Here is a 26553-nt window from a genome sequence, read left to right as displayed (position 1 = left end):
CGCGACCCGAGCCGGGCCGCGCGCACAGGCGAAAGGATAGTGGAAACCCGGCCGCGATGCGCGCTTGCGTGTCATTGCTCCGCGTGCGGCAGGCGCCGGAACACGACGCTCAGGTTGTTCGCCGGCATGTCGACGACCTCGATGCAGTCGAGCCCGCGGTCGAGGCCGAGCGCGACGACCGCCTCGAGATCGCGCACGCCCCACGACGGATCGCGGCTGCGCAACTGCTGGTCGAACGCCTCGTTGGACGGCGCCGTGTGCCGGCCTGCGCGGCGATACGGGCCGTACAGGAACAGCACGCCGCCCGGACGCAGCACGCGCGACGCGCCGGCGAACAGCGCGTCGGTGCAGGCCCACGGCGAGATGTGGATCATGTTGATGCAGACGATCGCGTCGAACGCCGCGGCCGGCCACGACGCGTCGCGCACGTCGAATGCCAGCGGCTCGGCCAGGTTCGCGAGGCCGGCATGCGCGACCCACGCGGCGATCGAGCGGCGCGCGTGCGCGTCGGGATCGCTCGGCTGCCAGCGCAGCCCCGGCAGCGCCTGCGCGAAATGGACCGCATGCTGCCCGGTGCCGCTCGCGATCTCGAGCACGTCGCCGGTAGCCGGCAGCACGCGACGCAACACGTCGAGGATCGGCCCGCGATTGCGCTCGGCCGCCGGCGCCGACAGCCGCGCGGACGGATCGGACGAAGACGTCGGCCCGGTCACGATGCGTGCTCCGGCGCGCTGCCGGCGACGCCCAGCCGCGCGTTCAGCGCGTCGAGCGCGGGCGCGCAACGCGCCTCGACCTTCAGCGTCAGCATCGGATCGGCGCGCGTATGGCCGAGGTTCAGCGCGGCGACGGGCTTGTTCTGCGCCTGGGCCCACACGCAGAACCGGTAGCCGGAATACACCATCAGCGACGAGCCGACGACGAGCAGCGCATCGGCCGCATCGAGCGCCTGCGACGCCAGCGCGACGCGCTCGCGCGGCACGTTCTCGCCGAAGAACACCACCGCCGGCTTCAGCAGCCCGCCGCAGGCCGGGCAGGCAGGAATGCGGAACGTGTCGAGCGCGGCCCATTCGAGATGCGCGTCGCCGTCGGCGGCGGGTTCCGCGTGCGCGCCGAGCAGCTCGGGGTTGTCCGTTTCGAGCACGGCCTGGATCGTCGCGCGCGCGTGATGCGCGCCGCAGTCGAGGCACGTGACGCCGTTGATGCCGCCATGCAGTTCGATCACGTCGCCGCTGCCTGCGCGCTGGTGCAGCCCGTCGACGTTCTGCGTGACGAGGCGCTCGATCCGGCCGGTGCCGCCGAGCCGCGCGAGCGCGACATGCGAGCGGTTCGGCTGCGCACGGCCCACCACGGGCCAGCCGATCATGCTGCGCGCCCAGTAGCGGCGGCGCGCAGCGTCGGAACCGAGGAATTCGTGGAGCTGGATCGGCGGCGAGCGCATCCATTGACCGTTGCGGTCGCGATAGCCGGGAATGCCGGAATCCGTGCTGATGCCCGCACCGGTCAGCACGAGCAGCCGCGGATAGCGCTCGACGAACGCGTGCAACGCATCGAGCGCGGCCGGTTCGATGCTGGCGGATGAGGGGTCGGGCAAGGTGATGTCGTTCATGTTGGCGGCGCGTGATCGGGCGCGGTGGCCGGCCGAGCGGCCGGCGCGCCAGCACATGATACAGAACGCCGCGCGATCCGGCCGGCGGTCCGCGCGCGACACCGGCGCCGCAAAAAAAGACGCCCATCGACCACATGGCGATGGGCGCATCAACAATTGATCCATCGGGGTAGTGGATCAACTGACAGCACAATGTCGTCGGATCCGCCGCAGCGCCGCCGGCAGACCTTCCCCGGGACTACACCTTCGAATTCCTGAAATTGCCCTGATGTTTGCGAGGATCGCCGCGCGGCACGGCGCACGGCACACGCACGCATGCTTCGCGTGCGGCGCGCCTGCGTTTCGCGCGCCGGCATGACGATCCGGAAGTCATGGTCGCCCATCCGCGCGCACCGGCGGTTCATCCCCGACGGCCGACCGGCACGGGTCGGCCTCGTGCGTCATACCTGCACGTCGTCGTTCGGAACGAACCGGATGGGTCCGGATGAAGCGAAAAGCCGCGCGCTCATGTCGCCGTAATCAACGGCGACGCGAAATCACGGGCAGGTCGGCGATTCATGTTTGCAACATGGCACGTTGCGATTCGGTCTGTTCTCATTCTCTTGTCCCCGTCTTCGATGCGTCCGACCTACTGAAGCGACGGCCGGGCCCTTGCTGCGCCCGGCGATCGCGCTCACGGCGCATACAGACATGCAAGGAGCGCACCATGCTTCGCCGTGCAAGGCCGCGCGGGCCGTGAAACGACCCCGATGCAAATCGCACGACGACAGACAGGCGCGAACGTTTCGAAAGTGAAACGAGGGGAAACGGCCCGCGCGATCGATCGCACCGGACGCGACGCCGGTGTTGCACGCATGTGACGCGTGCGCCGGCGGCGCGTTTGCGTCGGTTCGATGCCGACGATCCGCTTACAGTCGCGCGACCCTGGCCGCGCATGCATGGTCGAACGCGCTCGTCTAACCTGTGAGCACCACCTGCAACCACGGACAGCACGCTGCTCGCCGCAAGACCGGCCACCACGCGCTGACGTACGTTCATGCCGATTGATTGCCGGATGACCGAAGGTGCCGATCATGCCAATACCGCCGATGCCGCCGCGCGCCGCAAGCGGCGCGCAAACACGTTAGCATTCGGACACGGTGCGGCGCGCGCACCGGCTTCGCCTCGTCTCCAAGGAATGGACATGACCCTGCCCGCCTCCGGCCGCGCCGACGTCGCGCGGCGCGTTTTCTCGGCCGAGCGGCTGTCGATCGGCCTGACGCTGCCGCTGCTGCGCAGCGGCCATACCGTCGCGGATTTCAACGAGCAGTTCGAACTCGCGGCGCTGGCCGATTCGCTCGGCTTTCGCGCACTGTGGGTTCGCGACGTGCCGCTCAACAGCGCCGATTATCCCGACCCGGTCGGGCATCTCGATCCGTGGGTGCTGCTCGGCGCGCTCGCGTCGCGCACGCGCCGGATCGTGCTTGCCAGCGGCGCGATCGTGCTGCCGCTGCGTCATCCGCTGCATATCGCGAAAGGCGCGCTGTCGGTCGCGACGCTGTCCGGCGGGCGCTTCCTCCTCGGCCTCGGCTCCGGCGACCGGCCGCCCGAATATGCGGCGTTCGGCGTCGACGCGCAAACGCGGCGCGACCGGTATCGCCGGCATTGGGACATCGTCGCGGCCGCGCTCGGCGTGCCGTCCCGTGTGCTGCCCGACGAGACGCCACCCGACGCGCCCGAGTTCACGCTGCTGCCGCGCGGCGACGACGCGGTGCCGATGCTTGCCGTCGGCTCCGGCGGACAGAGCGTCGACTGGATCGCACGGAACGCGATCGGCTGGATGACCTATCATCGCGACCCGGACACGCAGCGCGCGCGTTATTCGATGTGGCGCGCGGCCGTCGACCGGCTTGCACCGCCGGGCTTTCGCGCGTTCGGCGTATCGATGCGGCTCGATCTCGATGCGAATCGCGATGCACCGCCCACCGCGCTGCCGCTCGGCTATGCGACCGGTCGGAATGCGCTCATCGACATCCTGCGGGACATGCGGGCAGCCGGCACGCACCACGTCACGCTGAATCCCGGCTCGGACCGGCCCGTGCGCGAGGTCATCGAGGAAATCGCCGAGCATGTATTGCCGGTCTTTCACGACGATCAGGGTTGATTCATCAGGAATCCGGAATTATCCACCCATAGCCCATAGTCGAAGCCACGGTTGGCCACCCATCGAATCACCGGCGAGCACGTTTCGTTCCCGATCCTGCGCTTTCGCTTGCGGCGGGACCGCATGCCAACACCCGACGACCTGCCCGCATCACGGATCGTGAACGGCCGGCGCGAGACACCGCCACGCGAAAGGAACCGCACGGCAGCGCGCAAACGCCCGCACCGCCTGCCGCATGCCCGATTCGAATATTCGTCGATGGAACTATCCGGTTCCGATGGCAATCATGTTAACTTCCGTCCATCGTCCAGACCGGCGGGCCGCGTTCCGATGCGCGCCCGCACGCCTACCCATGCGATATTTCCTGCTCGGCTGGCTGCTCGCCGCCGTCGTATCGGCCGCCCACGCGGCCGCCCCTGCCCCGGCCGCCGCCTCGGCCGCCTCCGGCGCCGTGCCCGCGCTGACGCCGCAGCAGGCGCAGCAGGCCCTCTCCGTCCTGCAAAACCCGCGCGAGCGCCAGCAGGTCGAAACGACGTTGCGCGCGATCGCGGCCGTCGGCGTGCTGAGCACGCCCGCGCTTGCGGCGAGCGCCGCGGCGCCGGCCAGCGCAGCATCGGCTGGCACCGCTCCGGCTGCACTCACGACGAACGGGCTCGCGTCGATGCTCGTGCGGCAGGGATCGCACTGGGCCGGTGAAATCGGCGGCGCGCTGAACGAATCGCTGCGCTCGCTGCTCGACGTCGGCTCGGTCGGCAACTGGTGGCACGAGCGGCTCGTACGCGCCGACCAACGTACCGATCTCACGCGCGCGATCTTGATCATCCTCGCCGTGCTCGTGCCCGCACTCGCCGTCGAATGGTTCGCGAAGCGGCTGCTGCGGCGCGCGCTGGCCGCGCTGAGCGCGCGCCGCACCGGATCGTCGCACCGGGCCGATGCCGATGCCGATGCCGATGCCGATGCCGATGCCAATGCAGATGCCAACGCCGATTCACCTGAACCCGAACCGCCCGGTCCCGGCGACCGCACTTCGACGCCGGAACCGGCCGCCGCCGCTGCCCGCGCCGACGGCACCGGCACGCCCGATACGTCGTCGCAAGGTCGCGGCCATGCGCGGCGCCACACCACGCTGCTGCGCCGGATGCCGCGCGCGCTGGTCAGCCTCGCACTGCGGGTGATACCGCTGCTGGTATTCGTCGGCATCGCGAGCCTGACGATGTCGGTCCTCGACGGCGCCGGCACGCCGACCCAAACGGCACTCGAATCGCTGATCGACATCTACGTGATCTGCCGCCTCGTGACGATCGTCAGCCGGCTGTTCTTCCAGCCCGACGCGCGGCAGCTGCGGCTGCTGCACATCAGCGACGCATGGGCCGCGTTCGCGCAGCGCTCGATCGCGCGGATCGTGATGGTCGTCGGCGCCAGCACGGCCGCGGTCGAGATCGCCGCGAGCTTCGGCCTCAGCGACGCCGGTCACGTCGCGCTGCTGAAGGCGGTCGCGCTCGTCGGCCACTTGATGATCTCGGCGCTGATCCTCCGGTGCCGCCAGCCGGTCGCCGCGCGCATCCGCGCGGCCGGCGAGGATCGGCCGGCCTTCGCGATGGTCGGCAATGCGCTCGCCGACGCGTGGGCGCCCGTGTCCGTGTTCGTCGTGATGGCGTTGTGGTTCGTGTGGGCGCTCGACGTCCACAACGGCTACCGCGTGCTGATCACGCTCGGCGGCCGCTCGATCGCCGTGATGATCGGCATGCGGATCGTGTCGATCGTCGTGTTCGGCGCGCTCGGGCGGGTGTTCCAGCGCCGCGACGACGACCGCACGCTCGTCCACCTGCACGCGTACCGCTATTACCCGCTGGTGCGCCAGGTCGTGTCGGCGGCGATCGCCGTCGTGACCGTCGTGCTGCTGCTGCAGACCTGGGGCGTGCCGATCTTCCACGCGTTCGCGACCGGCACGATCGGCCATCGGCTCGCGTCGGCGCTGATCACGATCGCGATTGCAGCCGTCGTCGCGCTGATCGTCTGGGAAGCCGCGAACATCGCGATCGAGCGCCGCCTGCAGCAGTGGACACGCGAAGGCAACCTCGTGCGCGCGGCGCGCTTGCGCACGCTGCTGCCGATGCTGCGTTCGCTGCTGTTCATCATGATCGCGCTCGTCGTCGTGCTGACCGGCCTCAGCGAAATCGGCGTGAACATCGGTCCGCTGCTCGCCGGCGCCAGCATCTTCGGCGTCGCGCTCGGCTTCGGCTCGCAGAAGCTCGTGCAGGACTTCATCACAGGGATCTTCCTGCTGATGGAGAATGCGATGCAGGTGGGCGACTGGGTCACGCTCGCCGGCGTATCGGGCACGGTCGAATACCTGTCGATCCGCACCGTGCGGCTGCGCGCGGGCGACGGATCGCTGTACACGATCCCGTTCAGCTCGGTGACGACCGTCAACAATACGAATCGCGGGCTCGGCAACGCGGCCGTCAAGGTCAGCATCGCCTACGGTCAGGACATCGATCGCGCGATCGCGACGCTGAAGGAGATCGGCGCCGCGTTGCGCGACGATCCGGATTACAAGGACGGCATCCTGTCGGACTTCAGCTACTGGGGCATCGACCAGGTCGACGGCGCGGCGATCGCGCTGGCAGGACAGATCCAGTGCAAGGACTCGGCGCGCTGGGGCGTGCAGCGCGAATTCAATCGGCGCATCGCGGTGCTGTTCCGCGAACGCGGAATCCGGATCGCGAATCCGCAGCGCAGCCTCGTCGCGTATGACGACGGTTCGCGGCCCGTTGCGCCCGAGAACGATGAGAACAGCGACCACGCCGCCGGCACGCCGGACGCCGAACCGCCACCGCCCGTTGCGCCGGCGCGCAAGCCGGACTGATCGTACGGATGCCGCTGGCGCGACCACCGCCGGTCGCGCCGTGCGCGCGCCATCGAACGACGGATAGCCGCGCTCAACGCGCGGCGGTTTTCTTCGCGCGCCGAACGCACTTCGCTGCGTTCGCCGGCGCGGCCCGCGTCGCGCCGGCATCCCGCTCGTCGCCGCGCACGCTGCCGGCCGGATCGTCGCCGACGATCTTTCGGTGCGCGCGGCTTACCGCGACGGTTGCCCGAGCGCCATGTCGCAATTCATCGAGGACTTCAATGCCATGACCGTTCGCCTCAAGCACGCGACTACCTTCGAAACGATCTCGCCCGCCGATGCGGACCGCATCGTGCGCGCGCCGCTTGCGGAACTCGAAGCGCGGCTCGACGAGATCAAGACACTTGCGTCGGCAAGCGGCGACGCGCCGGACGAACGCCTGCTGCACTGTATCGACGGCCTGTTCCGGCTCGTCGACGACCTGCAGGCCGTCGAGCGGCACGACACGCCGAAGCTCGAGCTTCGGCGACGGGAGCGCCGTTGAAGTTTCCGTGCGGATGGCAGACCGGATTGCGTTACGCATTCGCCGGCGAGCGCGCTGCGCGACGCATGACCGGCTCAGCCGGTGTCTACGGCTCGAATGTTTCCTCCACAACCATTCGCTCATTACGAATGGAATCGTCAATTATCCGGCGCTCCGATCCGTCATTACATCCGAAATCGTCTTTGAAAATTACAAAATACCCCGCAATTTTTCAAAATCATTTCAGCTTATTCAATTTAATTTTGTTTCATATAATCAGAAAAAGTTTGACATCGAACTTTCGTTCTTGATACCGTCCGATTCAAGCAATCTGACGAATTGTCCACCACGCAATCGATTCCGCTCGACGCATTGCGCTTGCGCCGCACCGAAGTTCTCGCCGCCGACCGCCTCTTCTTCCGTTGGCGCATGCAACATCCCGATGCAATTGATTGGGCAGCTGCCGTCCGGCAGCGGGCCGAAGGATCGAACCGAATGAGCAGGACACCGAAACTGTTGCTCTAGTCATCCCGCCTGCATCAAACCCGCTGGCGCGGCCGCCCTGCTTCGCGGCGCAGCGCCTCCATTGCCGAGCATTCCAGCATTTCGCCCCCGGAGGATCACCACCCTTGCGGACCGGGCGAAAGGCCCCGTCGCGTCCGCGCCATCCGCGCGAGCGCGGCGGATATCGGCGGCGCACGATCCGCGCCGCTGTCGACCGTTGTTGTTCGCGCCGTTCGATGTTCAACCGGAGGGGTAATTCAACATGAATCAGGTTGCAGACAAGAAACAAAAGCACATCCGCATCGTCAAGCTCGCCTTCGCCGCCGCGGCAGCCGCTTCGTTCGGCATGGCGAGCGTCCATGCCGCACCGGCCGCCGGCTGGACGGAAACGCGCACCAAGGGCTTCCTGCCGCTCGTCCAGCAAGGTGAAAGCAGCAGTACCGCCGGCGCGCCGGCGGCCAGCACCGCCGCCGCTGCCGCGGCTGCCACCGAGATGGCGCCCGGCGAATCGGTCGACATCGTGCTCGGGCTGAACCTGCGCAACGAAGCGCAACTCGACCAGTACCTGCACGACCTGCATACGCCCGGCTCGCCGCACTACAAGCAGTTCCTCACGCCGGCGCAGTTCGCCGCGCAGTACGCGCCGACCGACCAGCAGGTCGCCTCCGTCGTCGCGCACCTGCGCCAGGCCGGCTTCGTCAACATCGTGGTTGCGCCGAACCGCCTGCTCGTGTCCGCCTCCGGCACCGCGGCAACGATCAAGTCAGCGTTCCGCACGACGCTCAAGCGCTTCACGCGCAACGGCCGCAGCGTCTACGCGAACACCGATGCCGCGCAGGTGCCGAACACGATCGGCGGCATCGTCGGCGCGGTGCTGGGTCTGCAGAACGTCGAACTCATGCACACCGGCGCGGGCAGCAAGCCGCAAGGCAACACCAGCAACCTGACGATCCCCGCGGGCGCATCCGCGGTGCCGCACAACCCGACGGAATTCTCGTCGCTCTACGGCGGCGACGGCACGCCGACGGCCTCGCAGACCACGGTCGGCATCATCGCCGAAGGCGACCTGTCGCAGACCGTCAGCGACCTCAACACGTTCGCCGCGAACAACGGCCTCGGCACGATCAGCAGCAGCGTCGTGCCGACGGGTCCGTCAGGCAGTTCGTACACCGATACATCCGGCACCGTCGAATGGAACCTCGACAGCCAGTCGATCGTCGGCGCCGCCGGCGGCAGCGTGAAGCAGGTCGTGTTCTACGTGGCACCGTCGATGACGCTCACGGCAATCACCGCCGCGTACAACAAGGCGGTCAGCGACAATGTCGCGAAAGTCATCAACGTGTCGCTCGGCGTGTGCGAATCGTCCTCGTACAGCACCGGCTCGCAAGCGACCGACGACACGATCTTCAAGCAGGCCGTCGCGCAGGGGCAGACCTTCTCCGTGTCGGCCGGCGACCACGGTGCGTACGAATGCGCGAGCGGCACGCCGTCGCGCTCGACCTACACCGTGAGCGAGCCCGCGACGTCGCCGTACGTAATCGCGGTGGGCGGCACGACGCTGTTCACCAACACGTCGACCAATGCGTACAACAGCGAAATCGTCTGGAACGATCCGAGCTGGCAGCCGGGCACCGTGTGGTCGACGGGCGGCGGCTACAGCAAGTACGAAGCCGCGCCCGCGTGGCAATCGTCGAGCCTCACCGGGTCGACCAAGCGCGCGCTGCCGGACGTCGGCTTCGACGCCGACCTGCGCACCGGTGCGATCCTCGTGGTGAACGGCCAGACGTCCGACACGCTGTGGGGCTCGGGCTACCTGAACAACGAAGGCGGCACGAGCCTCGCCGCGCCGATCTTCACCGGCATCTGGGCGCGGCTGCAATCGGCGAACAACAACGCGCTCGGGTTCCCGGCGTCGAGCATCTACAAGTACTTTCCGAGCAATGCGGCGCTGCTGCACGACGTGACGTCCGGCAACAACGGCAGCGGCACGTACGGCTACAAGGCGAAGGCCGGCTGGGATGCGACGACGGGCTTCGGCAGCGTGAACATCTCGAAGCTGAACGCGTTCATCCAGAGCACGGCGGATTTCGCGCGCTGATCGTGCGATGAGCGGTGCGGTTCCGGGTGCGGGTCATTTCGCGCGCCCGGAACCGTGTCGGCGACAGTGCACGCGGCGCGTCCCGATCGACGACGACCGTCGGCACACGTCGCCCGCGGCTGTCGCGCGCAGGCGAAATCACAGCTGCGATTCGATCGGAAACAAGCCGAGAAACCACACTTCCATGCGCCGCGCCGCCGACACTTCCGGTTCGTGATCGAGTTCGGTCACCTTCCCGTCCGCGTCGGTCTGAATCCACTTGAGGCGCCCCTTCCCGCCCGGATCGGTCCTCGCTTCGACTCGCCACGCGATTCGATCGAGCCGCGGCTCCAGGTCCGCCGCGACTTCGGATGCAATCGCCGGGCTCTCGCAGTAAACGCCGATCTCGGTATTGAGGTTCAGCGAACGCGGGTCGAGATTCATCGATCCGATGAAGATGCTCTTGCGATCGAACACATACGTCTTTGCATGCAGCGACGCACGCGACGAGCCGATGATGACCCGCTTCGAGATGCTCTTGTCGCCGGACGGGCGCCGCTCGTAAAGCCGCACGCCGGCCTCGACGAGATCGCGCCGATAGCGCCGGTAACCCGCGTGCACGGCCGCGACGTCGGTCGATGCGAGCGAGTTGGTCAGGATCGTCACTCGGACGCCGCGCGCCGTGAGCGCACGCAGCCGTTCGACCATGTCCTTGCCCGGCACGAAGTACGGCGACACGATCAGCAGCTCCTGCTCGGGCCGCAGCGCGAGTGCGCGCAGTTGCGGCATCAGGTGCCCGTCGCTGTCCTTCGGCGAGCGTGCGATCTTCGCCGGATCGTCGTACAGGACCGTCGCGCGCCCCCACGACAGCTCGGTCCCCTGCCCGTGCACGATCTGGTCGAGCCTTTGCCGCGCCTCGAGCACGTACGGATTGTCCTCCATCGCGCGCAGGTAATCGCGCAATCGTTCGCGCTCCCGGTCGAGGCCGCCGGGCGCCGCGTCGTGCCCGACCAGCGCATCGACCGGATATGCATACGGCGAATTCCAGAACGTATCGAATTCGGTCGAGATGTCGTTCACGACCGGGCCGTGCACGACCACGTCGAGATCGCCGAACTCCAGCATCGACGACGCGCCGAAGTACTCGTCGCCGATATTGCGGCCGCCGACGATCGCCGCCTGGTTGTCCGCGATCATCGCCTTGTTGTGCATGCGCCGGTTGACCCGCGAGAACTCGAGCACCGTGCCGATCTTCTTGAAGTGGCGCGTGGCGACCGGATTGAAGAGCCGGATCTCGATGTTCGGATGCGAGCTGATCTCGAGCAGCTTGCGGTCGTCCGCGTTCGTCCCGAGATCGTCGAGCAGCGCGCGCACGCGGACCCCGCGATCGGCCGCGCGGATGATCGCATCCGCGAGCTCGTGTCCGGTCAGGTCGTCGTGCCAGATGTAGTACTGAAGGTCCAGCGAGCGGTCCGCGCGATCGGCGAGCAGCACGCGCGCATCGAGCGCATCGACCGGGTCGCGCAGCAGATGAAACGCATCCTGCCCAGGATGGGTGGCGGCCTGCTGGCGGAACGCCGCGCCGAGGCGCGTGTTTTCGGTATCGGAGAACGCATGCGTCGGCGCACGATCAGCCTGCGACGGCAGGCTGGCGCACGCGGCAAGCATCAGCAACGCAAGAATCGCACTCCACGAACGCAACATGATCATGATGGCCACCCCACGGTCGGGCGAAGTCTGTTTGTGTTTGTTCTGGCTGCCGGACGGGGCGCGGCGCGGATCCCCGGTCCGCGCGCTGGACGAATCCCGAGCGCGCGCGCCGGTCGCGCCACAGCATACTTCGATTGACATCGGGACGGCACGCGCTCCGTGTTTCCCGGTGGCGGCGATACGACATGCGACGCGGACGTGAACACGTTCGACACGTTCGCCACGTTCAGGCGGCGCGCAAAAGAAAAACCCGCGAGGCCTTGCGGCGTCGCGGGTTTCGAGATTTTGCCGAAGGCAAAAGAGTCGCCAGAAAGCAGGCAAAAAAACGGCATGCCACGCATGCCGTTTCGGGGATCGCACCGTGCGCCGCGAGGCTCGATACCTCTGTCCGGCGCTCGGTGCGAACAGCAACGCGTGTTAGTTCGGCAGCGCGTAAGCGATCACGTAATCGCCGAGCTTCGTGCCGAAGGAGCCGTGGCCGCCTGCGGCGATCACGACGTACTGCTTGCCGTTGATCGAGTAGCTCATCGGCGTGGCCTGGCCGCCTGCCGGCAGGCGGGCTTCCCAGAGTTGCTTGCCGTCGTTCACGTCGAACGCGCGGATGTAGTTGTCCGCCGTTGCGCCGATGAACGCCACACCACCGGCCGTGATCATCGGGCCGCCCAGCATCGGCATCCCCATCTTGAACGGCAGCGGGATCGGCGAGCTGTCACGCACCGTGCCGATACGCTTCTTCCAGACGATCTCGTTGGTCTTCAGATCGATACCGGCGATGTAGCCCCATGCCGGTTGCTTGCAGGGCAGGCCAAGCGGCGAGAGGAACGGGTTCAGCGTCACGCCAAACGGCACGCCGTACTGCGGCTGGATACCCGATTCCGTACCGCTCCCCTTGGCACCCGATGCCGGTTCGATCGGGTTGCCCGGACCGCGTGGGATCAGACGCGACACGAACGGCAGCGCAATCGGGTTGGCGATGGCGATCTGACGATCGGTGTCGAGCGCAATGCCGCCCCACTCGAACATGCCCAGGTTGCCCGGGAACACCAGCGTGCCTTGCAGCGACGGCGGCGTGAAGGTGCCCTCATACCGCAGCTTGTGGAACATCACGCGGCAGACCAACTGGTCGTACATCGTCGCGCCCCACATGTCCTTGTCCGTGAGCAGGTTCTTCGGACGGAACGTGAGTTCGGAGAACGGCTGCGTCGGCGAGGTACGGTCGCCAGGCGCGGCGCCTTGCGGCACCGGCAGTTCCGGAGCCGGCACGACGGTTTCGCCGGTGCGGCGGTCGAGCACGAACAGGTTGCCGGTCTTGGCCGGCCCGTACACGACCGGCACGGTCTTGCCGTCCTTGGTCGTGATGTCGGCGAGCGTCGGCTGCGACGGCATGTCCATGTCCCACAGATCATGGTGAGCGGTCTGGTAGAACCAGGCCAGCTTGCCCGTCGACGCGTGCAGCGCGAGCAAGCCGCTTGCATATCGCTCCATCTCCGGTGTACGGTCGCCGCCCCAAATGTCCGGCGTACGCACGCCCATCGGCAGATAGACGATATCGAGCTTCGCGTCGTAGGCGGCGGGCGCCCATGAGTTCGGCGAGTTCCAGGTGTAGTGCTCGTCCGGGCCCGGGATATGGTTCGGATCACTCGCGCCCGGATCGAACGCCCACACGAGCTGGCCCGTGCGCACGTCGTAACCACGGATCACGCCCGACGGTTCCCGGTTCGAGAAGTTGTCTTCCACCGCGCCCGCTACGACGATCACCTTGCTGGTGACGACCGGCGGCGAAGTGGGCTCGTACATACCCGGCGTGGTGACCGGCATGGCATGCTGGAGATCGAGGTCGCCATTGCTGCCGAAGCCCGCGCAGCGCTCGCCTGTCAGTGCGTCGAGCGCGTACAGGTGGCCGTCGTTGACCGGCAGGTAGATACGGCGCGAGCACGCCCCCGTGGCCGATACGGCTGCGTCGCTTGCCGGTGCGGCGGCCTGCGGCGCCGAAGCAGCAGCGTCGCTAGCCGGAGCAGCCGTTGCCGATACATCGGCACTCGCAGTCAGATCGACATACGACACGCCGCGGCAAGTCACGTGCTGGAACGACGGATCGGTCTTGAGCTTCGGATCGAAGGTCCACTTGAGCGCGCCGCTCTGCGCGTCGAGCGCGAAGAGCTTCTGGTGCGGCGAGCACAGGTAGAGCAGATTGCCGATCTTGATAGGCGTGACTTCGTCGGTGATTTCACCCGGATCGTTCGGGCCTTTCATGTCGTTCGTGCGGAACGTCCAGGCCACCTGCAGGTTCTTCACGTTGTCCCGCGTGATCTGCTGCAGCGGCGCGTAGCGCGTGCCTTCCTGAGTGCGGCCGTACGCGGGCCAGTCCGAGGCGTCGATGCCGTTGGCGTTCGCGGCGGGCGAACCGACAGACGAAGCCATCATGCCATTGACCGTCTGCGGATCGTTGAAGCAGGCATACACGAGCACCCCCGCCCAGATCACCAGCGCGCCGACGAGCGACTGCACGCCGAGCTTGCGCGGTACTTCGAGACGCCAGCTCACGAGCAGCAGCAACCACACGCCGAACACGACGAGCACCCCCGAGCGCGGCGCGAGCGCCCAGAAGTCGGGACCCGACTCCCAGATCGACCAGATGGCAGTGCCCACGAGCACGAGCGCGTAGAGCACGAGCGCAGTGGGACTGCGGCGATATAGCAGCCACGTGACTGCCAGCAGCACGACGCCGGTCACGACGTAATACGCCGAGCCACCGAGCGAGAGCAGGTACGCGCCGCCTATCAGCAGAAAGAGCGATGTAAGCGCGATAAACAGGAGCGTTACGACGCCGATGAACCCGGGCGATGATGAATCGCTTGATCTGGTCATGATGATCTCAACCTTCTTTTGAGGACGGCGCCAGCATCGCTTGTCACGCGATGCCTGTGGCGAGGCTCGCCCGCGCGAACACCGGCGAGTCGTCCAGCCACTGCGCTGTGCCCGCAGTGGCCGGCTGTGCGGAAAACGCTCCGCGAAACGGCCTGTTGCTTTAGAAGACGTGCATCATCCCGACGTACGCGCCGGTTTGCCCTTCGTCCATGTTCGGACGGGTCGGCGAGCTGGAAGCTGGAATCGCGCGCCGTCGCAAACACCGGGAAGTTACCGTTCTTGCTGTTGTCCAGGTGAGCGACCGTGCCGTACAAGAAGGCGCGCTTGCTCGGATTATAGGTGGTAGCGAGTGCGTCGAGCTCGCCTGCGGATGCCGATGGCCCGCTTCGATGCGCACCGGTCTGTCGTCGAATACGCAGACAAGCGATCGCTCGCCGCGAAATCTTCAGGAAGGCAGTTTAGGGATGGGGAACACGAACGGTCCCTACCCGTTCGGGTAGTCCGGAGCCATGGATTGCCCGGATCCGGCGCGTTGAAGCCCAGAAACGAAAAAGCCGGCCCACCGGGCCGGCTTTTCGCGTCCAATCGAGGTCGGTTGCACCGCTGTGCCGTTAAGCATAACTCGTCCTCGAGATAAAGAATAAGCGGTCCACACATTATGTCACCACCTGCAATCACATTTTCCTCAAAAAACCATAAATCGACCAATCAGTTAAATATAAAGCATATCCCGTCCGAAAAATTACCAATAAAATAATCCAGTTTTTAACTTTAACGCGACGCGAATTCGAATACCATGAATGACGTGCCGCCAGTGTGGGAGACGACGTCTTCCCGCCAGGCCCTCAGCGGCGAACAGGAGATGCTCATGCCTATTTGGAGAATCGCCCCCGTAATTGACGAGCCGGGGGTCTCGCGATCGCGCTGGAGAATCTTGGAAACATCGGACGGGACTCGACATTTTGTCGGCGCAGACAACCGAGACCGCACAGGACGCGCCAGCTCTGAGGTCGTTACGTTCGACCTTGAGAGTTGACGCGGCGAGATGCGCTCCGGCCGCATTTATCAGCTCATCGGGGAGCCCGGTTGGTCAGACAATGCGGACTATGTATGGAAGCGCTGGTGCGAGCTTAATCAAACGACGAAATCCGTAGGTTATTTCTAGATCCATGGCATGAGCACCGCATAGTCGTCGGCAGTCACGACGGTGGTAACTTCGCGAACAGCCAGCCATTGCGACCGGCGACGAACGGCCTGAATTGAATAATCGATCGTAAATGCGTTCACCATGACCGTTGAAGAAGCAGCAAAGTATCTCTTCGTGAGTTGCGCTCATATCAACATGCTGCTCGCCCACGGGAAACTGATGGAAGTTTTGCCGAGAAACCCTTCTGGTCAGTTCGACATCGACCTCGCTTCCGTACAAGAGTACCGAGCGAGAAGAGACGCCGGGGCGCGAGCGTGGCTGGATTCACAGACCGAAGAAAACGACCCGCTGGGATGTTGAGAGCATACCGGCACCGGGTATTCGACATCGACCTCACGATTTCCATGGCATACCGCCGGGAGGCTGGTGCTCCGCGAAGAACCAACCAGACGCCATAACCTCGAGCTCGCTGAGGTATGGAACGGCGCCCGCCGACAAGTCACGTCCGACGAGCTGCGTTTTTCGTACGCCGACCAGTCATTTACGACCTTACAAACTGCTACTGAGCCCTATTACACCACTCAACATGACTTCGACTATGGGGCGCCGACGACTTTATGCCTAGGTCGTAGCAGTTGTGAAGAATGACGCGATCTCTTCATCACCGATATCTGCGCAATCGCCTATTGTCGGGGATCCCATCCGGTTTTGTACTCTCGGTCTTGGCTGCCGCATATCTTCCCAATTCGACTGACGCACTACTTACCGCGCCGACATCATTGGAGGAGCGTCTAGCACACTGCTCTCAACTGTAGCGTCTGCCGTAGAGACATTCGCCACCGAGTTGGGAAACCACTGCAACCCGTGCCAACGTGAATCGCTCACACGCGTTGCGTGTCCTGATCCGGCGTCGACGTCAGCCACTACCGTCCGGTTCTTGGTCGCGAGTCCGAGATACCGCGACGACACGTCCAGCAGACATCCAGCAAAATCAACCATCATTTCGTTGTTTCCCCTGCATTCGTATAAGCAAGATATTCATCAAGCTGCGCACGGCGTTAGCGTCGCCTGCGTCGCTGCAATCTGAGTAATGTTCGGTACAGCCACCATTGCGCCAACCTCGTCGCGCTGCTCGCCGAAGGCGTCGAGCAAATAATCGGTCAATCTGCGCACCCGCGCGGGGAGATTGCGTCTGGACCGGTAGACGAGGCAGGCTTCCAGTGGCGCCACCTGCCACGCATCGAGCACGCACACGAGTTCGCCGCGATTGAGCGCCGCTTGTGCGAGCTGGTTGGGCAGGATTGCTACCCCCTCGCCGTCGACGGCCGCCGCGAGAAGCGCATGAGGACAATTCGTGCGCAGCGCCGCGCGCGGGGCAAGCGACACACACTCCCCGGATGCTTCATGGCTGACCGTCCACACCGAATGCTGTGCCCCCGTCGCGAGGCAAGCCTCGGCAGGCACATCGAGCGGGTGAGCGAGATCGTTGGTCCGTTCGAGCCAGGCAGGACTCGCATAGAGCCCGAAAGGCACGTCCGCGAGTGCTCGCGCGATGCACGACGACGGCGCCGAGCGACCGACGACGATTGCGAGGTCTGCAAGATCGCCGAGCGTGTCGGCCAGGTGGTCGACGCGCCGTACGTCGACCCGTACTTTCGGCCAGGCGCGCATGAAGCGGACCAGGACGGAAGTGAGGCGGGCGGTATCGAAGATTGCCGGCACCTCGATGCGGACGTTACCCGCGCAATCGCCGGCTTCGTCGCTGCCGGTACGCGCGAGGTCTTCATAGGAGGACAGGACGCCCGTGACGCGCTCGAGTACCGCATGGCCCGCCGTGGTCAACGCGACGCGGCGCGTGGTCCGGTTGAAGAGCTGCACACCGAGCATCGTTTCAAGATCCTGCACCGCGCGGCTCACCGACGGTACGCCAATATTCGTGGCGTCCGCCGCCCGCGTGAAACTGCCGTGGTCCGCCACTGCCTTGAATACCTCCAGCGCTTTCAGACGCTCCATATCGACCTCCGATCATTGATTGGCTTGCATGGAGCAATGTTGGCGGGGAGACGCGCATCGGGCCAGTTACGACTTGTTAAGCGTTGCTAAGTCGGCGCCCGGATCCGTGCCAAGCTTCGTCGGCTGGAACAAAGCGGTTTTTTTAAGATCTTTTAAGGGCGCGTACTGCGCTTCTGCGCAATGATTGGCTGTTTTTGCGTCAGTGTGCGCGACCAGCGCACCGTATTGGCCGACACTCAACCCGCGCGATGACGCTCTCGATGACCGCTCCTTACAGCCTCGCGTTCGGCCCTTTTACGCTGCAATTCCCGCAACGAGTCCTGCTCAAGGACGGGACGCCGCTGAAAATCGGCAGCCGCGCGCTCGACATTCTCGTCGTACTTGTCGAGCATGCGGGCGCGCTGGTCTCGACGCGCAATCTGTGCGACAGCGTCTGGGTGGACAACGTCGTCGAGGAAGGCGCGCTGCGCGTGCATCTGTCGGCGCTGCGCAAGGTGCTCGGCGACGGACCGGACGGTGTGCGTTACATCGTCAACGAGACCGGACGCGGCTATCGTTTCGCCGCGCCCGTTACCCGGGCCGAAGCAGCGGACCCTGCCGCACCACGGCCTCATCCGCACGCAGTGCAGCCTTCCACCGGGTCCGAAAGCGGTTCACGCAGTCTGCCGGTCACGCTCGCTCGCGTGATAGGCCGCGAGGACGTCATCGCAGGTCTGACTGACCACTTGCCCGAGCGACGCTTGCTCACCATCGCTGGCCCGGGAGGCATGGGCAAGACGACCGTGGCCGTCGCTGTCGCGCATCGCTTCGCCCAGCGCACCGGCATGCGCGCCGTGTTCGTCAATTTCGCGCCGGTTTCCGCGGCCGCGAGCGCGGCCAGTACGATCGCGTCGGCGCTAGGTGTTGCCGTCCCGAGCGGCGATCCGGTGCCCGATCTTGTCCAGGCGCTTGGGGCGTCGCCGGTGCTGCTGGTGCTGGATAACTGCGAGCATCTGATCGATGCCGTTGCCGTACTCGCCGAGCAACTGCTGCAAGGCGCGTCCGGCGTGCATTTGCTGGTCACGAGCCGCGAGCCGCTGCGCGCGGAAGGCGAATCCGTCCATCGCCTCGCCGCGTTGCCGTCGCCCGACACTGACGCAGGCGTGAGCCTCCACGACGCCGTGCAGTTCCCGGCGATCGCCCTGTTTCACGACCGCGCACGCGCCGCCAATGACCGGTTTGCGTTGAGCGAGGCGAATCTGGGCCCCGTGATCGATATTTGCCGACGGCTCGACGGTATCCCGCTCGCGATCGAGTTTGCGGCGGCGCGCGTCGGCTTGATGGACGTGCATTCGATTGCAGCGCGGCTCGACGACCGCTTCGCGCTACTCACGCAGGGCCGCCGCACGGCACTTCCGCGCCAGCAGACGCTGCGCGCGACGCTCGACTGGAGCTATGAATTGCTCCGGCCGGAGGAGCGCCAGGTGCTGCGCCGCCTCTCAGTCATGCGGGCTGCCTTCGGCATAGATGCCGCTGCGGCTGTCGCGGCCAGTGGCGACGTCGATGACCTCGCCGCCTTCGACGCCGTCACTGGCCTGATCGCCAAGTCGCTGATCGCCTGCGTAATCGACGATTCGGACCATCCCTATCGACTGCTCGACACGACGCGCCATTACGCATATATGCGACTTGAAGAGGCGGACGAACTCGATGAAGCGCGCCGCCGTCATGCGTTGTACTGCTGTGCGATCTTTGCCGACCCCGTGGCGGCGTGGGAAGGCAAGGCGCCGCGTCAGTGGCTCGCGATTCACAGCCAGCGAATCGACGACGTGCGAGCCGCTTTTGATTGGGCAGCCGGCCAGGATGGCGAGCCGAAGCTCGCGATCGACCTGCTCATCGCGACGGCGCCGCTGTGGTTCCATCTTTCGCTCCCTCACGAGTTCCTCGGGATGGCCGAGCGCGCGATCGCCGCGGCGGAAAACTCGGATCTGGCGGGTAAGGAGCAGTATATCGAGCTGCTCGCCGCGTACGGTCACGCGCTGTGGCACACGCGTGGGCCGACGGCGGACATGGCGAACGCGTTCGACGCCGCACAGGCCGCCGCGCAGCGCCTCGGCGACGACCGGCTCGCATTGCGCACGCTGTGGGGCGTGTGGGCGCATCGGACGCTCGCGGGCGCGTATGCGGAAAGCCTCGAACATGCGCGTGCGTTTCGCGCTGCCGCCGCGCGGACGGGCGATTTTGCGACGACGCAAACCGGCGAGCGGATGTGCGCGTTGTCACATCACTTCCTCGGGGACCACGATATCGCGCGGGCGCTGATCGAAGGGGTGATGGCTCGCGACAAGGACCCGGTGCGCGCGACGCACGCGAATCACGCGCAGGTCGACGCGCATATCGCTGCGATTTCCATTCTGATGCGCATTCTGTGGCTGCAAGGCGAGACCGACGCGGCGATGGCGCTCGCGCGCGACTGCGCGACGGAGGCGCTGGCGATCGATCACGATCTGACCGTCTGTTATGGGCTCGCGATCGGCTCGATCGCCGTCGCGACATGGGAAGGTGAAGTGGCGCTCGCGCGCGAATGGACCGCACGGCTTCGCGAGCGCACGCGCCGGCGCGGTCTCGCGTATTGGGACAAATGGGGCGAGGGCTTCGAGGCCATTCACGAAGGGAGACCTGTCACGCCGGACGGCGCAACCCCGATGCAACTCGAAGTGTTCGCGCGCGCTGGCGACGCAGGGAGCGCAAACGCATTGATCGAAGCTGGACGGGGGAACACGCCGTCGTGGTTACAGGTGCATTTGCAGGAGGCTGCGGCAATGCGCGGTGTGCAGACCTGAAGCGACGGTAAATCGGCTCGAAGCGTGCGTCACTAGCCTGAACGCTTTGCTGGACACGGGCTTAACGCCTCTTAGCAACGCTTAACTGTGGCTCGTGCGGGAATCCGATGAAAATTTGTTCTGTCGACGGCCAACGGTGCCGGATCGACAAGCAAGCCTTACTCATCGGAAACTGCCCCATGGATGATTTCACGTCTGCCCGTCCGCCCGAAGACGCCGCACCGGGCCTGATCAGATCCGCAGACTCGTATCCGGTCCTCGATGCGGAAACGCAATCGTTCCTCGACCATGCCACTGAGGCAGGGGTTCCGGCAGCGCGTCTGCGCGAATGGGCAAACGGCGATGCTACGGATGCGATCCACGCCGAAGAAATCGCGCTGAAAGCTGGCGCTGCGGATCCGGGCTTCACGATACGGATCGTACGACCGCCGCAGGCGGCGCCCACTCCGCTGCCCGCCGTGCTCTTCCTGCCGGGCAGCGTGAGCTTCGCGGGTGGCCAAAGCGACAACCGGCTCGCGCGCAGGATTGCCACCGACGCCGAGGCGGCCGTCGTGCTCGTCGATTACACCTCGGCACCCGCTGCGTGCTTTCAGACCCAAAACGAGCAGGCATTCACCGCGCTCGTCCATCTGCACGAGCACGCACGCGCATTGAATCTCGACGCAGGCACCCTTATCGTCGCAGGCGAAGGCACGGGCGGTCATCTCGCCGCCACCCTCGCGCTGCTCGTCAAGGCGCGCCGTGGCCCCCGTATCGCGCTTCAGGTCATGCTGTGTCCGACGCTTTCCACAAGCCCGGCGGGCGCCTCGGCAGCGAAATACGCCGACGGTCCCGGCTTGACCCCACACACCGGGCGCATGCACGCACGGACGCGCTTTTCGTCAGAAAACCTCGGCGAAATAATCGCAATGCCGCTAAACGCGAGTTACACGGACCTCGAAGACCTGCCTCCCGCGCTGATCGTCACAGCCGAAAACGATGTCGCACGTGACGACGGCGAAGCCTACGCCCGCAAGCTGATGCTCGCCGGGGTTCGGGTAAGCGCGGTTCGCTGCCTCGGCACGATTCACGATTTCACGGTACTCGACGGCCTCGCCGACACGCCGCCTACCGAGGCTGCATTGCGATTGGCATGCGGCACGATCCGCGCGACGCTACGCGGACACTGAATATGGGACAGATCGATATGTCCGTTGACTGCATTGACGAACGCCACAGCTCAACCTTCCCATCCCCTCAGGAAATCGAGTAGTAGACCGCGATGCCTGCGGTAGTCATGCACTCGAGGTTCTGCACTGTCTTGAGGAAGCCGCGCAGGGATGCACCGTCGACAGAACTGGGACTCTCGTCGCTCGTGTATATCGCGACTCTGTTATGGATAGGCGTGCGCCTTTTTGAGCGCAGACGACGGCCGGGCCACCGCCCTCCGAAAGTCGACGCGCGCAGACGGCCATCTTCGAGCAACTGCTGCGTGCCGGTCGATCAGTCGCCGGCGCAGTCGTTCAACCCGGATGCCCCGTGAGACCATGACCGGCATCCGAGGCGTCATAATCGGGAAATAAGGCATAACGTGTCCAGGTGGACAACTTATGCTCAACGGCACAGACTTCCCCGGATAACCCTGGAAGCGAATCTGGTGGGCCCCCCGGGAGTCGAACCCGGCACCAACGAATTATGAGTTCGCTGCTCTAACCAAGCATGAGCTAGGGGCCCAGACGGGAAGCAACCTGTGCTACACGCCACCCCGGCAACGAAGCCGGGCCGGCATTGTAACAACAAAGCCGCTAAAGAGGACAAACGCCACCGGCATCACGCGGATACCGGCGGCGTTCGCAAGTGAGACGCTGGAAATCAGTTCCCTTCGAGGAACGACTTCAGCTTGTCGGAACGGCTCGGGTGACGCAGCTTGCGCAGCGCCTTGGCCTCGATCTGACGGATCCGCTCGCGGGTGACGTCGAACTGCTTGCCGACTTCCTCGAGCGTGTGATCGGTGCTCATCTCGATACCGAAGCGCATCCGCAGCACCTTCGCCTCACGCGGCGTCAGCGAATCGAGCACGTCCTTCACGACGTCGCGCATGCTTGCATGCAGCGCGGCATCCGCCGGCGCGACCGTGTTGTTGTCCTCGATGAAGTCGCCGAGATGGGAATCGTCGTCGTCACCGATCGGCGTTTCCATCGAGATCGGCTCCTTCGCGATCTTCATGATCTTGCGGATCTTGTCTTCCGGCATCTCCATCTTCTCGGCGAGCGTTGCCGGATCCGGCTCGAGACCGGTTTCCTGCAGGATCTGCCGCGAGATGCGGTTCATCTTGTTGATCGTTTCGATCATGTGAACCGGAATACGGATCGTGCGCGCCTGGTCCGCGATCGAACGCGTGATGGCCTGGCGGATCCACCACGTCGCATAGGTCGAGAACTTGTAGCCGCGACGGTATTCGAACTTGTCCACCGCCTTCATCAGGCCGATGTTGCCTTCCTGGATCAGGTCGAGGAACTGCAGGCCGCGGTTCGTGTACTTCTTCGCGATCGAGATCACGAGACGCAGGTTCGCCTCGGTCATTTCACGCTTCGCCTGACGCGCCTTCAGTTCGCCGGCCGCCATCTGGCGGTTGGTTTCCTTCAGGTCCTTCAGCGGCAGCACGACGCGCGCCTGCAGGTCGATCAGACGCTGCTGCTGCTCGCGGATCGCCGGAACGTTACGCGACAGGACCGCGCTGTACGCGTGGCCTTCGGCCGCGATCTTCTCGGCCCAGTCGAGATCCGTCTCGCTGCCGGGGAAGCGCGCGATGAATTCCGAACGCGGCATGCCGCACTTGTCGACGACGATGTGCAGGATCTGACGCTCGACCTGACGCACTTCGTCCACTTGCGCACGCAGCGTGTCGCACAGACGCTCGACGGTACGCGCGGTGAAGCGGATCGTCATCAGTTCGGTCTGGATCGTTTCCTGCGCCTTCAGGTAGGACTTCGACTTGTAGCCTTCCTTCTCGAATGCGCGGCGCATCTTGTCGAACCACTCGCTGATCTGCGAGAACTTGTCGAGCGAGGCGCGCTTGAGGGCTTCGAGCTGGGCGGCATTGGCCGACGCCTGAGCGGCACCGTCGTCTTCCTCCTCTTCCTCTTCTTCCTCTTCTTCTTCGGCTTCCTCGTCCTCGTTCTCGATCGCTTCCGCTTCCTTCGCGGAGAAACCGTCCGTATCGGCGGAGTCCGAAGCATTCGGATCGAGCAGGCCGTCGACGAGCTCGTCGACGCGGATCTCTTCGTTCGCGACGCGCTCGGCCATCGCGAGGATGTCGGCGATCGTCGTCGGGCACGCGGAAATCGCCATCACCATGTGGCGCAGGCCGTCCTCGATCCGCTTCGCGATCTCGATTTCGCCTTCGCGCGTGAGCAGCTCGACCGTGCCCATCTCGCGCATGTACATCCGGACCGGATCGGTCGTGCGGCCGAATTCCGAATCGACGGTCGACAGCGCGACTTCCGCTTCTTCCTCGACTTCATCGTCCGACGACGCGGCCGGCGCGTTGTCGTTCAGGAGCAGCGTTTCCGCGTCCGGAGCCTGCTCGTAAACCGCCACGCCCATGTCGTTGAACGTGCCGATGATGCCTTCGAGGGCTTCGGTCTCGGTGAAGTTGTCCGGCAGATGGTCGTTGATTTCGGCATACGTGAGGAAGCCGCGCTCCTTGCCGAGCTTGATCAGCGCGCGCAGTTTCACGCGGCGCTCTTCGAGCTCCTCGGCCGTGCCGGGCGTGCTCGTCGCGAACGCTTCCTTCAGCAGCGCCTTTTCCTTGGCGCGACGATCGCGCACCTTGGATTTGCCCGGGGCAGCCGCGGCTGCGGGCTGCTCGTCGCTCTGATTTGCGTCGTCATCGACGGATACTTCGTTCAGCTTTTTGGTCATGGAGTTCGCCGTACCGGCTATATCGACTCGCGGCTGCTGGACGACAGCCGGTTGAACCGTAGGTGCATGAGTAGTACGTACTGCCGTTTCGTCCGCGGCGGCAGTCGTGTCCCTTGCGCTTTTCGCACTTGCCCGCTTCGCCGCCGGCTGGGCCGGCCCGGAGTCGGGTCTGGCGGCAGCCCGTGTTCTGGCTGCCGGCGCCGGCGCAGCCTGAGCAGTGCCGGCCGCGGTTTTCTTTCCTGCAGGGGCTGACGTGGCTGAAGACGTTGTCCTGGTGGAAGAAGCAGACTTGGCCGCTGTGACCTTGGTGGTCGGCTCCGTCGAGCCCTTGCCTGCTGCTTTCTTTCCGCCTGTCGTCTTTGCCATCGCGAATCTCGCCTCTGCTTAGAAAACAAACCGCTGGAAACCTTATATTATAGCACGCTGGTGCGCCCTCTCTCAGCGCCCCGGCCGCCTACAGCCCGAGCCGACGTTTCATGTCGGTTCGCTGCTGGTTCAATTCCGTCAATTCGGCCAGTTCCTCGGGTGTGAAGGTCGATTGCCGCGCCAGCCGATCGAGCCGGTCGCAGCAGGCGTCATAGCGCATCTTGAGCACCGCGGCCTGCAGTTCCTCCCCCGCGATCCGTTCCTGTTCACGCTGCCGCTCGGGCACCGTCTCGTCTTCCGGATTCTGTAACAGCAAATCGCGGACGTTTTCATCATAGTCCAGAATTTCGCGGAAGATCTCCTCGTAAGTCGCGCCGTTCGAGGAGGTCCGCAGGACATCGGACAGCAGCCGGAACTCCGCGCCGTCACCCAGCGCACGCGCATGCTCGACGACTTCGGCGAACAGCTCGCCGATCCGCGGCAGCGCGCGCAGGGTCGCAAGCTGTTCGTCGTCGAGCTGCGACGCGATCCGCGGATGCATCACGAGCGTACGCAACGCGCGCTTTTCGCTGTCCGTCACGCGCCGCCGCTCGCTGCGCGCGGGCGCCTGGCGCGGCGGCGCCGTGATGCGTGCATCGACGTCCGACAATCCCGCGACTTCCTCGAACGGGATATCGAGACGGTCGGCGAACATGTGCATGATCTGCGCGCGCAACGCGTTTGCCGGCAGCGCCTGCAACAGCGGCTTCGCGTCGAACAGCGCCTTCGCGCGACCTTCCGGCTGATCGAGCGCCTTGCCCGCAATTGCTTCGTTCAACAGAAATTGCGACAGCGGCATCGCGCGCTCGACCTGCTCGGAGAACGCGTCCGCACCGAATTCGCGTACATAGCTGTCCGGATCGTGCTCGGCCGGCAGGAAAAGGAATCGGATCGTCCGGTTGTCCGCCGCATGCGGCAGGCACGCTTCGAGCGCGCGGCGCGCCGCGCGCCGGCCGGCCGAGTCGCCGTCGAAGCTGAAAATGACCGTGTCGGTCTGGCGCAGCAACTTCTGCACGTGGATCGGCGTGCATGCCGTGCCGAGCGTCGCGACCGCGTTCGGGAAGCCGAGCTGGGCGAGCGCGACGACGTCCATGTAGCCTTCGACGACCAGCACGTACTTGCGCTCGCGGATCGCGAGGCGCGCCTCGAACAGCCCGTACAGTTCGCTGCCCTTGTTGAACAGCGGCGTTTCCGGCGAATTCAGGTACTTCGGCTCGCCGCTGCCGAGCACGCGTCCGCCGAACCCGATCACCTGCCCCTTCACGTTGCGGATCGGGAACATGATCCGCTCGCGGAACCGGTCGTAGCGTCGCGCCACGCCCTGCGCGTCGGTTTTCTCGCTGACGATCACGAGCCCCGATTCGACGAGCGAGTCGTCGCGGTAGTCCGGGAACGCCGTTTCGAGGTTCTGCCAGCCGTCCGGCGCATAGCCGAGCCCGAAGCGCGCGGCGATCTCGCCGGTCAGGCCCCGGTTCTTCAGGTACTGGATCGCGACGGTCGCGCCACGCAATTGCTTGCGGTAGTAGTCGCACGCGGCGGACATCACGTCGGACAGCGCGGTCGCGACCGATTTCGACACGGGCGCCGGATAGTCGCCGCCGCCCCCACCGCCGCCGCCGCGCATCGACGGCTCGCGCGGCACGGTCAGCCCGACCGACTGCGCGAGCTCCTGCACGGCTTCCGGGAACGTGAGCCCCGCATGCTCCATCAGGAAGCCGATCGCCGTGCCGTGCGCGCCGCAGCCGAAGCAATGATAGAACTGCTTGGTCGGGCTGACGGTAAACGACGGGCTCTTCTCGTTATGGAACGGGCACAACCCCATGAAGTTGGCGCCGCCCTTCTTGAGCTGCACGTACCGGCCCACCACGTCGACGATATCGACGCGGTTCAGCAAATCCTGCAGGAACGAATGCGGAATCACCGTGGGATCGAGCGAAAAAAAGACAATACGACGCTCCGGCGCACGCGCATGCGACGCGCC

15 protein-coding genes and 1 tRNA gene are annotated in these 26553 nt (G+C 65.4%); 7 read left to right on the top strand and 9 right to left on the bottom strand.

Annotated elements, in window-relative coordinates; genetic code table 11:
* Positions 1-71: 71 nt before the first annotated feature.
* Positions 72-713, bottom strand: a complete 642-nt coding sequence (locus U4Z31_RS06705) for a DUF938 domain-containing protein (RefSeq protein ID WP_124570558.1) — start codon at positions 711-713, stop codon at positions 72-74.
* Positions 710-1606 carry an NAD-dependent protein deacetylase gene (locus tag U4Z31_RS06700; protein ID WP_321809795.1) on the bottom strand — a complete coding sequence of 299 codons (897 nt, stop codon included), beginning with the start codon at positions 1604-1606 and terminating at the stop codon, positions 710-712. The genes U4Z31_RS06705 and U4Z31_RS06700 overlap by 4 nt, the downstream gene beginning before the upstream one ends.
* Positions 1607-2789: 1183 nt before the next feature.
* Here U4Z31_RS06700 and U4Z31_RS06695 point away from each other — a divergent pair.
* Positions 2790-3749 carry an LLM class oxidoreductase gene (locus tag U4Z31_RS06695; RefSeq protein ID WP_321809794.1) on the top strand — a complete coding sequence of 320 codons (960 nt, stop codon included), beginning with the start codon at positions 2790-2792 and terminating at the stop codon, positions 3747-3749.
* 352 nt (positions 3750-4101) lie between these two features.
* Entirely contained in the window at positions 4102-6618 is a 2517-nt protein-coding gene (locus U4Z31_RS06690) for a mechanosensitive ion channel domain-containing protein (protein ID WP_321809793.1), read from the top strand.
* 73 nt (positions 6619-6691) lie between these two features.
* Here U4Z31_RS06690 and U4Z31_RS06685 read toward each other — a convergent pair whose 3' ends face one another.
* Complete coding sequence (locus U4Z31_RS06685) at positions 6692-6907, bottom strand: hypothetical protein (RefSeq protein WP_321809792.1); 216 nt, start codon at positions 6905-6907, stop codon at positions 6692-6694.
* Between U4Z31_RS06685 and U4Z31_RS06680 the strand changes: the two genes are divergently transcribed.
* Entirely contained in the window at positions 6887-7144 is a 258-nt protein-coding gene (locus tag U4Z31_RS06680) for a hypothetical protein (protein WP_321809791.1), read from the top strand. The genes U4Z31_RS06685 and U4Z31_RS06680 overlap by 21 nt on opposite strands.
* A 745-nt stretch (positions 7145-7889) precedes the next feature.
* Positions 7890-9725 carry a S53 family peptidase gene (locus U4Z31_RS06675; RefSeq protein ID WP_321809790.1) on the top strand — a complete coding sequence of 612 codons (1836 nt, stop codon included), beginning with the start codon at positions 7890-7892 and terminating at the stop codon, positions 9723-9725.
* A 138-nt stretch (positions 9726-9863) separates the two neighbouring features.
* Here U4Z31_RS06675 and U4Z31_RS06670 read toward each other — a convergent pair whose 3' ends face one another.
* Together U4Z31_RS06670 and U4Z31_RS06665 are read right to left on the bottom strand one after the other, a co-directional pair.
* Positions 9864-11414, bottom strand: a complete 1551-nt coding sequence (locus tag U4Z31_RS06670) for a phospholipase D family protein (RefSeq protein ID WP_321809789.1) — start codon at positions 11412-11414, stop codon at positions 9864-9866.
* A gap of 417 nt (positions 11415-11831) precedes the next feature.
* Complete coding sequence (locus tag U4Z31_RS06665) at positions 11832-14282, bottom strand: glucose/quinate/shikimate family membrane-bound PQQ-dependent dehydrogenase (protein WP_321809788.1); 2451 nt, start codon at positions 14280-14282, stop codon at positions 11832-11834.
* A 1288-nt stretch (positions 14283-15570) separates the two neighbouring features.
* Between U4Z31_RS06665 and U4Z31_RS06660 the strand changes: the two genes are divergently transcribed.
* Complete coding sequence (locus tag U4Z31_RS06660; protein ID WP_321809787.1) at positions 15571-15789, top strand: hypothetical protein; 219 nt, start codon at positions 15571-15573, stop codon at positions 15787-15789.
* Between the two features lie 681 nt (positions 15790-16470).
* Here the strand turns inward: U4Z31_RS06660 and U4Z31_RS06655 are convergent.
* The gene (locus tag U4Z31_RS06655) at positions 16471-17442 is read right to left on the bottom strand and encodes a LysR family transcriptional regulator (RefSeq protein ID WP_044845281.1); all 972 of its coding nucleotides are present in this window, start codon (positions 17440-17442) and stop codon (positions 16471-16473) included.
* A 260-nt stretch (positions 17443-17702) separates the two neighbouring features.
* Between U4Z31_RS06655 and U4Z31_RS06650 the strand changes: the two genes are divergently transcribed.
* Positions 17703-20264, top strand: a complete 2562-nt coding sequence (locus U4Z31_RS06650; protein ID WP_044845318.1) for an ATP-binding protein — start codon at positions 17703-17705, stop codon at positions 20262-20264.
* 179 nt (positions 20265-20443) lie between these two features.
* Entirely contained in the window at positions 20444-21433 is a 990-nt protein-coding gene (locus tag U4Z31_RS06645; protein ID WP_321809786.1) for an alpha/beta hydrolase fold domain-containing protein, read from the top strand.
* Between the two features lie 465 nt (positions 21434-21898).
* On the opposite strand, the gene U4Z31_RS06640 is transcribed toward U4Z31_RS06645, so the two are convergent.
* The 3 genes from U4Z31_RS06640 to dnaG form a co-directional block, all read right to left on the bottom strand.
* Positions 21899-21977 (bottom strand) — tRNA-Ile (locus tag U4Z31_RS06640).
* Positions 21978-22115: 138 nt separating this feature from the next.
* Positions 22116-24533, bottom strand: a complete 2418-nt coding sequence (rpoD, locus tag U4Z31_RS06635) for an RNA polymerase sigma factor RpoD (protein ID WP_082088531.1) — start codon at positions 24531-24533, stop codon at positions 22116-22118.
* An 88-nt stretch (positions 24534-24621) separates the two neighbouring features.
* Positions 24622-26493 carry a DNA primase gene (gene dnaG / locus U4Z31_RS06630; RefSeq protein ID WP_321809785.1) on the bottom strand — a complete coding sequence of 624 codons (1872 nt, stop codon included), beginning with the start codon at positions 26491-26493 and terminating at the stop codon, positions 24622-24624.
* Positions 26494-26553 lie beyond the last annotated feature (60 nt).

This window comes from Burkholderia sp. BCC1985, from assembly GCF_905339915.1.
Taxonomy (GTDB): domain Bacteria; phylum Pseudomonadota; class Gammaproteobacteria; order Burkholderiales; family Burkholderiaceae; genus Burkholderia.
The sequence above is the reverse complement of the archived record's forward strand: the minus strand, read 5'-3'. Positions and strand labels throughout refer to the sequence as shown.